This window comes from Bowmanella yangjiangensis, assembly GCF_018531185.1.
Taxonomy (GTDB): Bacteria; Pseudomonadota; Gammaproteobacteria; order Enterobacterales; family Alteromonadaceae; genus Bowmanella; species Bowmanella yangjiangensis.
Genome location: NZ_JAHDJU010000002.1, coordinates 1,285,686 through 1,298,965, shown reverse-complemented (window position 1 = coordinate 1,298,965; position 13,280 = coordinate 1,285,686). Strand labels below are relative to the sequence as shown.

Annotated in this window: 12 protein-coding genes; 3 read left to right on the top strand and 9 right to left on the bottom strand. The window is 45.8% G+C overall.

The window, feature by feature from the left end; genetic code table 11:
- Window positions 1–20: 20 nt before the first annotated feature.
- The 8 genes from rfbD to wecA all read right to left on the bottom strand — a co-directional run bounded on the left by rfbD (window position 21) and on the right by wecA (window position 8,566).
- Complete coding sequence (gene rfbD, locus KJY73_RS14955; protein WP_214344499.1) at window positions 21–884, bottom strand: dTDP-4-dehydrorhamnose reductase; 864 nt, start codon at window positions 882–884, stop codon at window positions 21–23.
- Between the two features lie 16 nt (window positions 885–900).
- Window positions 901–1,446, bottom strand: a complete 546-nt coding sequence (gene rfbC / locus KJY73_RS14950; protein WP_214344498.1) for a dTDP-4-dehydrorhamnose 3,5-epimerase — start codon at window positions 1,444–1,446, stop codon at window positions 901–903.
- A 7-nt stretch (window positions 1,447–1,453) separates the two neighbouring features.
- Window positions 1,454–2,332, bottom strand: a complete 879-nt coding sequence (rfbA, locus tag KJY73_RS14945) for a glucose-1-phosphate thymidylyltransferase RfbA (RefSeq protein ID WP_214344497.1) — start codon at window positions 2,330–2,332, stop codon at window positions 1,454–1,456.
- Window positions 2,333–2,381: 49 nt separating this feature from the next.
- The gene (locus tag KJY73_RS14940) at window positions 2,382–3,722 is read right to left on the bottom strand and encodes a lipopolysaccharide biosynthesis protein (protein ID WP_232848616.1); all 1,341 of its coding nucleotides are present in this window, start codon (window positions 3,720–3,722) and stop codon (window positions 2,382–2,384) included.
- A gap of 103 nt (window positions 3,723–3,825) precedes the next feature.
- Window positions 3,826–4,476, bottom strand: a complete 651-nt coding sequence (locus KJY73_RS14935; protein WP_206594257.1) for an ABC transporter ATP-binding protein — start codon at window positions 4,474–4,476, stop codon at window positions 3,826–3,828.
- Window positions 4,473–5,258: an ABC transporter permease gene (locus tag KJY73_RS14930; protein ID WP_206594256.1), complete on the bottom strand. Its 786-nt coding sequence runs from the start codon at window positions 5,256–5,258 to the stop codon at window positions 4,473–4,475. The genes KJY73_RS14935 and KJY73_RS14930 overlap by 4 nt, the downstream gene beginning before the upstream one ends.
- 20 nt (window positions 5,259–5,278) lie before the next feature.
- Complete coding sequence (locus tag KJY73_RS14925) at window positions 5,279–7,066, bottom strand: polysaccharide biosynthesis/export family protein (RefSeq protein WP_232848615.1); 1,788 nt, start codon at window positions 7,064–7,066, stop codon at window positions 5,279–5,281.
- A gap of 432 nt (window positions 7,067–7,498) precedes the next feature.
- Window positions 7,499–8,566: a UDP-N-acetylglucosamine--undecaprenyl-phosphate N-acetylglucosaminephosphotransferase gene (gene wecA, locus KJY73_RS14920; RefSeq protein ID WP_206594254.1), complete on the bottom strand. Its 1,068-nt coding sequence runs from the start codon at window positions 8,564–8,566 to the stop codon at window positions 7,499–7,501.
- Window positions 8,567–9,157: 591 nt separating this feature from the next.
- Between wecA and KJY73_RS14915 the strand changes: the two genes are divergently transcribed.
- The 3 genes from KJY73_RS14915 to galE all read left to right on the top strand — a co-directional run bounded on the left by KJY73_RS14915 (window position 9,158) and on the right by galE (window position 12,154).
- Entirely contained in the window at window positions 9,158–10,702 is a 1,545-nt protein-coding gene (locus KJY73_RS14915) for a peptide MFS transporter (protein ID WP_214344495.1), read from the top strand.
- A 128-nt stretch (window positions 10,703–10,830) separates the two neighbouring features.
- Window positions 10,831–11,118 (top strand): DUF6170 family protein, encoded by a 288-nt coding sequence (locus tag KJY73_RS14910; RefSeq protein WP_214344494.1) that lies wholly within the window; start codon window positions 10,831–10,833, stop codon window positions 11,116–11,118.
- Window positions 11,119–11,131: 13 nt separating this feature from the next.
- Entirely contained in the window at window positions 11,132–12,154 is a 1,023-nt protein-coding gene (galE, locus tag KJY73_RS14905; protein ID WP_214344493.1) for a UDP-glucose 4-epimerase GalE, read from the top strand.
- 212 nt (window positions 12,155–12,366) lie between these two features.
- Here galE and KJY73_RS14900 read toward each other — a convergent pair whose 3' ends face one another.
- The gene (locus tag KJY73_RS14900) at window positions 12,367–13,161 is read right to left on the bottom strand and encodes a MurR/RpiR family transcriptional regulator (protein WP_214344492.1); all 795 of its coding nucleotides are present in this window, start codon (window positions 13,159–13,161) and stop codon (window positions 12,367–12,369) included.
- Between the last annotated feature and the right edge of the window lie 119 nt (window positions 13,162–13,280).

The window sequence follows — 13,280 nt, the reverse complement described above, 5'->3', positions numbered from 1 at the left end:
AAACAAAAGCTATCAATTCGTCAGGGCTTGTCAGCCAAAGTGATAAGCAAATCTCTTAGCGGCTCCCGCCAATGACGCCCACACAATCCTGTGAATGTGGCACGCAAGGACTGCTTATCAAGCACACTATAATTGGGGCGTTTTGCCGGCGTAGGGAAAGCCGCGCTCGGAATAGGAGTAATAGGAATTCGCTTATGTAAAATACGATATTCCAGAGCAATATCCTGAATGGCATTGGCAAAATCATACCAACTTGCAACGCCTTCATCCGTGTAGTGATAAACCCCCGACAACTTTCTTTCTGCCGCTTCAATACAAGCCCGCGCTAAGCCTGATGCTTCTGTTGGGGAACCGATTTGGTCATCAACGACAGAGAGCGCGTCCCGCTCCTGCATCAAGCGCAGCATGGTTTTGACAAAATTGTTACCAAACCTTGAGTACACCCAACTGGTACGCAGAATACAGCCACCTTCAGGTATGACGGCATGCAATTCTTTTTCACCCGCAGCCTTGCTAGCCCCATAAACCCCTAAAGGGGCGAGTTCATCTGTTGGCAAATAAGGGCTGCCCTTTTGCCCTGAGAAGACATAATCGGTGGAAACATGTACCAAGTGAACAGAATGCGCTTTAGCATAGCGCGCCAGATTGCCCACGGCAGTTTGATTGATCAAATAGGCTAAATCCGCCTCACTTTCCGCCCGGTCTACCGCAGTGTAGGCCGAGGCATTGATAATCGCATCGATAGAGCACCCAGCCAACGCTTCCTCAATGCCTCGCATGCTACCGAGATCAATCTCATTGCGGCCCAGGCAGATAGCCCTGTCGTTCAAGCGTGCTGCTAGTTCCTGAGCCAATTGCCCTTGCTTACCGATAACTACAAACATATTTGCATCTCAACAATCAGAGGCTTGGCGCCTCAGCAAACAATACACCGTCACGGTCCTTCGCAGACAGTGAGACTGCTACCCCATCAAGAAGAGGCCAGTCGATCTGTAATGAAGGGTCATCATATTTGATGCTGACCTCAGACTCGGGGTGATAATAATCTGTACACTTATAAACAAATTCTGCGAATTGGCTGGTAACATAAAACCCATGTGCAAATCCAGCAGGAACCCATAACTGGCGCTTATTCTGCTCGCTAAGGTAAACCCCCACCCACTGACCGAATGTTGGTGAATCTCTTCTAACATCAACAGCCACGTCATACACTTCGCCCGCCACAACTCGCACCAATTTTCCTTGCGTTTGCTGTGTCTGATAATGAAGTCCTCTTAAGATCCCTTGAGACGAACGACTATGATTATCCTGAACAAATTGCACATCAGCACAATGCTGACGAAACCAATCATCACGAAAGGTTTCCATAAAAAATCCCCGCTCATCACCAAACAAACGTGGCTCGAGAATTTTGACCTCAGGAATTGCGGTTTCTATAACTTGCATAGTGGACCTATTTCACCTTGTCGTGCAGTATTTTCATGAGGTACATACCATACCCACTCTTTATCAGGGGACGGGCTAAAGCTTCCAATTGCTCGGCGCTGATGTAGCCCTTCCTAAAAGCAATTTCTTCCGGACAACTTATTTTCAGGCCCTGCCTCTTCTCAATGGCGGCAATAAAGTTAGCGGCATCTAACAGACTATCCAAGGTACCGGTATCAAGCCAAGCAGACCCTCTGCCCAACAGTTCGACACTGAGCTTACCCGCCTGAAGATACAACGAATTCAAATCGGTTATCTCCAGCTCATTTCTTTTAGACGGCTTTACCTGCTTGGCAAGCTGAACCACATCATTGTCATAGAAATACAAACCGGTCACGGCATAGCTCGATTTAGGCTGCACCGGTTTCTCTTCAATAGAAAGAGCATTCCAGTCGTCATCAAAATCAACCACACCATATCGCTGAGGATCATTGACGTGATAACCAAACACTGTGGCGCCCGAGTCCCGCTTGGCGGCATTCAAAAGAGAAAGCTGTAAATCGTGGCCGTAGTAAATATTGTCTCCAAGAATCAAAGTACAAGGGTCATTTGCAATAAACTCCTCACCCAATATAAAGGCCTGTGCCAGGCCGTCTGGAGAAGGTTGTGCAACATAACTAAAATTAACCCCCCATTGACTACCGTCACCTAATAAAGCACTAAACCTGCTTTGCTCCTCAGGGGTGGTGATGATTAATATATCGCGGATACCCGCTAACATTAGAGTGGATATGGGGTAGTAAATCATCGGTTTATCGTAAACCGGCATAAGTTGTTTGCTGACGACACTAGTCAGAGGATGTAAACGTGTCCCAGACCCTCCGGCCAGCACAATACCTTTGCGCATTATCAGTTACCCAATTAACTTAAATATGAATGAATTAATGAATATAGTGTCAACGTAATTCCTCTACAGTAGCCAGGATGATTTTGGCAATACCAAAGAGCATAAAGGCCACCGCCAGAAATAGCGTTAGGTTGTGTAAAACACGGGGATATTTCGCTTCTTCAGGTAAGGTTGGTGATTCAACGATAACCAGATATTTGAGCTGACGATAAGCTTCTATCCTTGATTTTTCCAACGACACTAAAGAGGCGGAAAGCGCTTCCAGTGCAAATTCCAGTTCAGTCTTCAGGCTACTGAATCTGGCTTGAATTTCATTCACGCCCATTGAATCAGCACCTAGAGAGAGACCATCATTGCGCGTCAACCTGTCGCGTTCCTGTTTAAGCTGTAATTTCAGACTTTGCAGTTGTTCACGGGTCTGTATAACCGCAGATGCATTTTCGCTCATACTCCCTTTCAGCGTTCTGAGCTCAGCTTCTTTAGCAGCAATTTGCCCTTCTAGCGCATAGGTAATTTGCTGAAGCGCCATTCCTTCGGCAATGGGATCAAGTAAATTATACTCTCGTTGAAAAATCAGCAGGTCCTGTTTTGCCTTCTGTAATCTGGCCTCTACCTGTTCGTGTTCTTTCTTAACAAACTGCAATTGTGCTTCAGCCAATTGATTACCTATCTTATTGATATACCACTCTGCGCGCTGAACAATAGTATTTGATAACAGATGCGCATATTCAGGATCAAAGGCCTGCGCCTTAAGCGTAATAACTTTGGATGCATCATCCACTTCCACACTTATACGCTTTTGATAGTAAGACAACCTGTCTTCGAGACTGGCGTCCGTGGATAAACGACTAAACATATCGGCATCAGAACCACTGAAATAGGCGGTAAACTTTATTTCGTTTTCCAGATAAGCCAACAAATCACTTGAGTGAATGTAGGTTTTAACCAATTCAGTATCCGGGCTACTACTTTTGCCTGTCAGGCCAGACAATAAAGCCATAGAAGGGTCGAGAGTACTTACCCCGCTGGGCTGCTGAATAATCAATTGGCTTTGACTTTCATACATGTCACTGGCCCAAACCAACTGATAAAATGCAAAAATAACGAATGGCAGAAACACCGCCAGAGACAGTGGGGTTTTCAGAAAGGCCTTAACACGCTCTTGCATTGAAAGCTCAGGCGTTATCTGCTCAACAGGGCTTTGTTGCTCTGGTGTGGTGTTTTCATTAGAAGAACTGCGCATCAACTCTGGCTTGGTTCTGCGCAGTAAGGCGTTTAACTCTTTGATATGTTTGCGAACCACGGCAGAGTCTGGCTGCAGCACCCGCACTCGTTGATAGATTCTTAGCGCTAGCGCAGGATCCGTATCTTTTAATTTCCCAGCAGCCATAGAAAGCCTTACAGGGCGTCGCCAATCCCCCTCTGCAAGGGATTCCCGTCGGAATTCATCTAACCGTAGCTCTAATTCTCGTTGTGATTCTTTGGTCATTTTTTTAAAGCGCCTGGTACTTCCGGATACCTTCATCCAAATCGTTATAAAAAGTTAATTCGCCCTGGTGTAATACAATTGCACTATCACAAAACTGGCGAATATCTCGCATATCGTGGCTTACCATGATGACATTGGCATTTTTACTGCGCTCCAACAGCGCTTCCTTGGCTTTACGTTTAAATCCAGCATCCCCGACAGACGTCACTTCATCTATCAGATAGACATCAAAATCAATGGCGATAGAACAGGCAAAAGCCAATCTGGAACGCATGCCACTTGAATAAGTTCTCACTGGCAACTCGTAGTTGTTTCTCAACTCCGCAAATCGCTTCACGCGATCTTCATAACGATTTAAATCTTTTACTCCATTTACCCTGCCAATGAAGCGCGTGTTTTCTCTACCAGTCATTTCAGGGTGAATTCCAGTCGCCAAAGCAACCGGCCAGGAAACATTCAAAGTGCAATGTACTTTTCCTTTGTTCGGGTATTCACTGCCAGCAAGCAAACGAAACAATGTTGACTTCCCCGCTCCATTTGATCCCAAAATGGCAATATTGTGCCCAATTGGAATATCAAAGGAGAGATCTTTGAATATGTACTTATTGCCCAAGCTGGTCTTATAAAACTTGGTGACATTGACCAAACTAATCATCTGGAAATGGCCTTTTTCCAATACGCCTGATAAATGGACAAACACAAAAAGGTAGAGGTTAACACCGACATAGCCAGATAAGTGCTGCTTACCCCGACCTGACCATATGTAGGATATGCTGCGTAGCGGCTCAACTCTATAGCGTGGAGTATTGGGTTCCAATCAAGCAGCCACCAATATTCTTGCGGGAAATCTTGCAGCGAGAAAAATACGCCTGAGATGAAAAAAAGTGGTCGAGTCATCAGGTTCTGTATTTTATCCACCTCAGGAATATACAAACCAACTAGCCCGACAATAAACCCAAGAGATAACGAGAATAACCAGAGGGAAAAAAAATAAAACATCAGACTCAACGGGTCCGACAGTTGTAATTCCAGATCAAGAAAATACATCATCAGTCCCATTCCCAGACTGACGAATATTTTTACCAATAGCTCAAACAGTCCACTCGCCAGGACAACGCTGATTGGCTGAACTTGCCGGAATGCAAACAACGCTTTGTTTTTCTTAATTGCCTTCGCGCCAGCCAGGAAAGTTTGCAGAAAACACTGAATCAGCACCATGCCGAAGGCCATAAAGACAAACGTAGGAATGCCGTGGGTTTCTCCACCATTTAGCCTCCCACGCAGGAAAGACAAAATAAAGATAAACAAGACCGGCTGAATAATAGCCCAGCCAATACCTAACTTATCGTTGAAGCCAACGCGAATCTCCCTTGCGAAAAGCGCAAAGATCACATCTTTCCATATTCCCCAAGGACCGCGTTTAGCAATGCTACTCATAGCGTGAACCTGAGCAGAGATTAATCTTTAAGCGCAACATTCGCTGCAACAGCAATTTGGTAGATTATCTGCGTAATATCTTTCACTGCTTGCAACACTTTGGTGTCTACCCTGGGTAAAACAATCACTTCGTCTCCAGGCTTGATGTTGTCTTGCACCGATGCAGAATACCAACCACGACCATCGCTGACTTCCATAAAGCTTGTCAGTCCGTTTGCATGAACTACCGCGATCCGATCCGGATCAGCACGCTCGGTAAATCCTCCGGCCCATGCAATATAGTCACTGATGTTCGCATCTTTGTTGTATACCACGGCCTGAGGCAGAAGTACTTCGCCGGCAATATTAACCAAATCGCTCTTGATCGGAATAACGATCTCGTCTCCTTCTTCAAGCCGAACGTTGGCAATATTGTTTCCGGATGAAATCACCACCTTACCTAAAGGCTCTATTTTTCTGGCCCGTTGAACAAAGCTGGCCACCAATTTTGCTTCTTCGGCGCGAATACCGGCTTCCCCGGTAGACGATGCGGGTGCGGTAAATACGCTACGTTCTAGTCGTTGTAATGACTCTTCGATCATACGTTTCTGTGCTTCTGCGACACTTTTTCGTTTGATGTAAATTGATTTGATGTTCGCCTGTTCTTTATCAACCTGAATGTAGTCCAACAAATCCAGCAAACGCGCATCTCTTTTGACTGCATAAAACGAGGGACCAAGATAGCTACCGGACACTCTAATGCTAATCACGTCTGCTCTTAAATCGTCATTAAATAAGACCCGGTCACCGTCTTTAACCTGAAAATCGTCAAACTCTGCTAACGGCAAGTACACGGAGATAGGACCAGTATCCCTGTCGCCGAAGATACCTACATGACTTGCCTTGCTGAGTGGTCTGGCATAAAAATTTAGGTCTCTACCGACAGAAACCGTTTTGTCCAGTTCAAACCTGAATGGGTAACGTGCAGCACCTTCTACTGTAACAACAGGTCCTTGCTGACCAACCAGTAAAACATCATTGTCTTTAAACGGTACAGAATCTAAACGCCCGGTTCTAAGAAATTCATACAGGTCGTAAGTTGCAACTTCGACACCTTCCCTTATCAGGGAAATATGTCGATAACTTCCTCTTTGAGGATCAATCCCACCTGCACGCTGTAAATAGTAGAGCGCAGAATCAGACGTCAATCCAGCATACTTACCAGGTCGCTGTACGGGACCAGACACAAATACACTGACTGGTGTGGCAACCAGTAAATTAACGTAGACATTAACGTTACTTACATAGACCGATTTGATTCGCTCAGTTACGGCGCTATTGAGACTGCCGGCGGGGAGATCGATTACCCTCACAGGGCCAACATCAGGAATAAAAATGTTGCCCTGATTATCAACGGTCAACACTTCTGCAAAGTTAACTGCTCCCCAAAGCCAAATCGATATTTTGTCTCCCGGGGCTATTTTGTAGTCAGGGTTGATACCGTCGCTTCTCTGCGCCTCAAAGTTGCCAAAAAACAGATTTGCTCCATATGCTTGCACCTGAGTTGGATCAGCGCCAATCTGCCCCGCTAGAGGTTGACCAGGCAATGGATAGCCGTACCCACCTTTTTGCATGTATTGAGAAACATCGATTCTGCTGCCCTGATCGCTTTGCAGCGCCTGCATTTGGGGCACTGTGGCATTAGGAACAAAAGATTGCGTGGCAGTGCCATCGTTTAAATAAGATTGGCTCGAGGCAGACTGTGCAGCAGCGTTATGAACGAAAACAACGCATAACATCACAAATAACAATGCGGTTAAGTTCTTCATCAATTATTCTCGATTATCCAAACCTGTGTATCGTTTGCTAGAACAGGCCTGGTTATTGACCAGTTGCTTCCTGCCTTTCGCTGGCATGCCACGTTAAGATTGATTTGCGCAGCAGTGTCACTTTGAAACTTCAGCTTCCGGCATGGATAGCCAGCGGCTGAAAAATATAGGTCACCAATGCTTGCAGTGAAGTTGCCAATTTGCACATCGGTAGTCTTAGGAGAACTTAACAAGTTGGTGTAGGACGAAGGTAAGGTTCGATAATCAATTTCAGCTGTGGTGGCTACAAGTGCCCTTGTAGAGACAGGTTGCTCGGGTGCAGACGCACAACCATACATAAATGAAAGAGAAAAAATAACCAAAATATTTTTTTTAAACATGTCGCTATTTTTAGATTTTATAATTAAAAATCACCAACACAATGTTGGCGAATTATACGCGTTTTCTCCAACGCCTGACGATTCTTAGTATTTTCCATATATTCTGTAACACAAAGCTGTAAAGGATTAGTACAACTACAAAAAGATAAAACATTACAGACTCAGATACATTAAACAATTCGCCACTGATTCCGACCGCCGAGTAAACCGCCCCCAAACACACAATAATTATCAGAGACTTTGTCTGGGAAAATCCGGCCCGCATAAAAATATTATGCAAATGCTGTCTATCTGGTCTCAACATTGACTGGCCTTGCTTAGCCCGGCGATACATGATTGCAGCCATGTCCATAAGAGGTAATCCAATTAACCAAACTGCGGTGATTGGACGCATTGCTGGTTTGTTCCCCTGAGTAAACTCTACCAGCAACCAAACAATGGTTAAGCCAATAAACATACTGCCAGAGTCTCCCATGAAAATCTTGTTACCGCGGAACCCTTTGATATTAAGATTAAAGGCAAGGAAAGGGACAATAGCAGCAATGATAATCAGCGGCGCCATAATTGCACCACCATTATTCGACATTAACATTAGAAATACGACGGAGAACAACACGACCAGGCTCATTCCACCAGCCAAACCGTCAATTCCATCAATCATATTGAAGGCATTAATTACACCAACAACACAAACAAGTGTAAAAAAATAACCGGCTGTGCCCAAGTAGAGCTCACCAAAACCTAAAATATCGCCTAAATCGGTGATGTAGTTTTGAGCGCTCCAAGCCATGATGGAGGCAACACCAAACTGACAAAATAAGCGTCCCTTTGCACTTAAATTAAAACGGTCATCCAGCATACCTAATAAAATAATCACTGCCGATGCTGTAAAAAATAGAGGATAGTTTTTCATCCATGCATCGGTAGCTAAACTAGCAACTAATACCGCCAGGAATATAGAAACACCGCCGGTTAATGGCACCACACCAGTGTGGCGTTTCCTAATATCAGGCGAATCAACCAAACCCAGTTGGCGCGCAAAAGGAGTCATTACAACCAAAGATAAAAACGCCACAAAAAATGCGGTGAATAAAGGTATTATCTCAAGATACGCCAACATATATTATTTCCTTGGCTCTAATAAAATAAAGATACAATCAGCCATAACAAGAAATAACATCCGACGCTCTACATTCATTTATCTTTCTAATCTTCACGATTTTCTCAGCAAGAAAAATTGGGGGCGCAAATAATAAAATTTCAAAATACGTCAAATATCTTTGCGACGACAAAACTAATAATAAACTTGGTGCTAATCTGTTCCAGTTATGCGAACCCAGGAAAGCTGAGTAAACAGGTTCCAGACCGACAAAACATCTGATGCGAAATGGTAGCAAAGCAGCGCCTTTACCACCAGCTACAATATGCTACAAAATGCGCATCTGGTAAGAGTCCTCTGCAATAGGTTTTGAGATCCTATCAACCACAGAGCTCAGCTATTGAACTTACCGCAATACACTTGCATTCAACTGAGGTGAACGGTATAACCGAGCGTTTGCAGCGTGCGTATTGGCTGGTTTTTGTACCTCTACAGTCTGGTGACCGGCTAAGCGTTTGATTCCTGATAATTATTATTAAATAAGGAAGGATTAATGAAACCATCCGACTCCGGTCTTCCGGCCGCCGGCAATTTTTGCGGAGGTCAGCACTAATGACAACCCCTTCAAACAACAATCTAGATACTGCCTTTTTTGGCCATCCCGGCGGACTTTCCACCCTGTTTTTCACTGAAATGTGGGAACGCATGAGCTACTACGGCATGCGCGCACTGCTGGTATTGTTTATGACCGCCAGCTTACAGGAAGGCGGACTCGCTATCACTGTGGCTTCTGCGACGGCTATTTATGGTTTATACACAGGTGCTGTCTATTTTATGGGCTTGCCCGGCGGCTGGATGGCCGACCGTCTGATTGGCGGACAAAAAGCCGTTTGGTATGGCGGCTTAATTATTATGTCCGGCCATATTGTATTGGCTATACCTTCTGACAAGACATTCTTCCTCGGCTTAATTCTGGTGGTATTAGGCACCGGATTGCTGAAGCCCAATATCGGCGCATTGGTAGGCCAGTTGTACAGCGCAGAAGACCAGCGCCGTGATGCGGGTTACACCCTGTATTACATGGGTATCAACATCGGTTCTATTATCGGCTACTTCATCTGTGGTTACTTGCAAACTAACATGGGCTGGCACTGGGCCTTTGGTGCCGCAGCCATTGGTATGGGTCTGGGTTTAATTCAATATCGTAAGACCCTGCCCAAATTGGCCAACATTGGAAATGGGCCAACTGAGCCGCTATCAGCCGGAGCGGTGCGTACTAGCTGGATGGTAATTGTTGCTTTCCTTGTTGCATTGGCGGTTATTACCTTTTTGATGATGAGCGGCCAACTGAGTGTTAATCCTGTGGTGATGGCGCAGTATGTTGCTATCGCCATTACTGCTGTTTTCCTGATTTACTATGCCGCAATCTTCATGTTCGGCAAGTTAACAGGTGATGAAACCCGCCGTTTGCTGGCCCTGTTTCTGGTATGTGTGGCATCCACCTGTTTTTGGGCAGGGTTTGAGCAGGCCGGTTCCTCTCTGAACCTGTTCGGCCGTGATTTGACCGACCGCATGATTGGCACCTTCGAAATCCCGACAGCCTGGTTTCAGTCGGCTAACTCGATCTTTTTGGTAATTATGTCGCCCTTCTTCGCAGCCCTGTGGATTAACCTGAGTAAGCGCATGATCAATCCATCGTACGGCTTTAAAAGTGCCATTGGTCTGATCATTATGGCCACTGGCTTTATCGTGATGTTTATTGCTGCACAATTGGCTGCGAGCGGCCTTAAAGTGGCGCCCTTCTGGCTAATTGCTACTTACTTCCTGCACACTGTAGGGGAACTTTGCTTAAGCCCGGTCGCATTAAGCGCCGTGAGTAAGCTGTCACCTAAGCGAATGGCTGGCCAGATGATGGGGGTATTTGTACTTACCTACTCCATTGGTAACGTAGTTGCTGGTCTGCTTGCCGGTAACTTTGATCCTGAAAAGCCAGCTGAAATGCCGGATCTGTTTATGCAGATCACGCTGTTTAGCATTGCTGTGGGTATCGTTGTCTTCCTACTGGCGCTGAAAACCCGGCATTGGGAAAAACTGGCAGATAAGCCAGAACAGGACACTCCCCCCCAGGCCCCCGTTGGCCAACCAACCAACGCCTGATAAATCAAAGAACGCCCGGTCAGCCGGGCGTTTCTATTTTACGTATAGGCTTAATACATTCTGGTCGAGCTGAAAAGGTCGTAATTTTCAGGTATGCTTGCGCCACGATTTCAGCCAGCTGACTTGCCATGAAGCTATACCTATCAAGCCGCAATATACCGGCACTTTCTCACTTACCGTTAAATCAAAGGCTGACCAGGTTGAATCAGGCTGCACGCAAACTCAGTCTGCCTGAGAAGATGCTGTTAAATATATTAAAGCTGCTGATCTTATTGCCACTTTTTGTTTTTATTATGCGAGCAAGTGACAACTGGTGGGCACTGTTTTGGGCGGCGCTGGTCATTATGGCGTATCCACTCGTGCTTAAACCGGTTCAATACGCATTATGTGAAAAATATCTATCAGATAACCAATAAGGAAGGTAAAGAAATGTCTCGAATTCTAGTTACCGGTGGCGCTGGGTACATAGGTAGCCATACCGTCTTACAACTGCTGGAAGCAGGCCATTTGGTCACAGTATTGGACAACCTTTGCAATGCATCGGCCGAGTCATTGAAGCGAGTTGAGCAACTTACCGGTAAGTCCCTTGATTTTGTCCAAGGTGATATTCGTGATAGTGCGCTACTTAACAGTCTGTTTTCCGGGTCAAAAATTGACGCAGTTATCCACTTTGCCGGCCTCAAAGCCGTCGGTGAATCAGTAGAACAACCGCTGCGTTATTATCAGAATAACGTTTATGGCACCCTGGTGCTTTGTGAGGCCATGCAGACTCATGGTGTTAAAAACCTAGTGTTCAGCTCCTCTGCAACCGTATATGGCGACCCGGTGTCACTGCCACTCGTGGAGTCCATGCCTACCGGAAGTCCAACGAACCCTTATGGTCAGTCCAAATTAATGGTCGAGTTGATCCTTAAAGACCTGTTCAACGCCGACCCCAGCTGGAACATCGCCCTGTTGCGTTACTTTAATCCGGTTGGCGCCCACCCTTCTGGTCGTATTGGTGAAGATCCCAATGGTATTCCCAACAATCTGATGCCTTTTGTTGCGCAGGTCGCCACCGGGCGTAGAGAAGTATTAAATGTATTCGGCGATGATTACCCTACTCCCGATGGCACGGGAGTACGCGACTATATCCATGTAGAAGATTTGGCCGCCGGTCACTTAAAAGCACTAGATAAACTGCAACAACATGCCGGACTAAAGGTGTATAACCTCGGCACAGGACAAGGTTACAGTGTATTGGATATGGTAAAAGCCTTTGAACAAGCCAGCGGCAAACCCGTACCTTATTTGATTGCTCCACGCCGCGCCGGTGATGTGGCCTCCTGCTATGCCGATGCCAGTTTGGCTGAACAGGAATTAGACTGGAAAGCCACCAAAGGCATTGAGGAGATGTGCCAAGATACCTGGCGTTGGCAATCGCAAAACCCGGATGGCTATAAAGGCCTGTAAACCACTGGCCTTTATGGTGATATGGATTTTATTTCCTGCCACGAAAAATACTGAGAATACGAAGATAAGAAGAGCCTAGAACAGGGAGAACCCTGACCTTCTTATCTTTCGTGCACTTCGCGGGTTTATCAGTATCATTTTCACACCGCGAAGTACTCGCAGCGCTTAAAGCTAAAAGCCAGTAGACAGGCAAATGTATTTGTGAGTACAAACTAACCTTTCGCAGTGCCTTTTTGCAGGGACAATACCAGCAAGTCCACCAAGTAAGAGAGATTGATAGCTTGCGGTGGCACCACAACATCTGGATGATGACTGTCCACCAGCATTTGCAAGGTGATATCGCACAAACTGGGCAAGCGCGTATCTCCGTATTTACAAATGCCAATGATTTTAGCCCTATGGCTGCGATTGATTCTAATAAGCTCCTGCAGATGACTATCACTGTCATCAATACTAATTACCACCAACACCTTGTTCTCGACAGCTTGCTCAGCCAACAATAAATCCAGGCGCTGATCGCTTACATGCTGAACTTGCTTGGGCAACTGACATAACCCCTGTGCAAGTCGAGTCGCAGGATAATGCCCCTCGCCCGTTCCTTGTACTTGTATGCATGCGGCATTAATCAATACTGCCAGCGCCTGGCTAAAGGCATCAGATATTTCCACTTCTGCCAGGTAGTCAATGGTCTTCATGGCTTCCTGGCGGATAAGATCGCTGATGAGTTCCCTTTCAGAATCGCTGTCAGATGAGCCGTTTTGGTTTTGCAGGCCCAGGCCCCTGGCCAGGCTCTCATTAACCGCCAGCTTTAGGTCAGGATAACCCCGATACCCCATCTTCTGGCTAAACTTAACCACACTGGATTGGCTGACCCCCACCGCATTAGCTAATTGCTGTGATGAGTAATCCCGCAATAAGTGGGTATTATCCAATATAAAGTCAGCCAGCCTTTTCTCACTGGACGACATGTTTTCGCGCATGGCTTGCATCTTTAATAAACAGGTCAAATTCTCTCCCTAGCGCCTCTGTATCCAGCTTCTGGTCATGCGTTTTTTTATTAAGGGTATAACGCCATAGCATAACTGTTTTTTTGCTTGGGTCATCCCTTAATTCCTTATTACTAAAA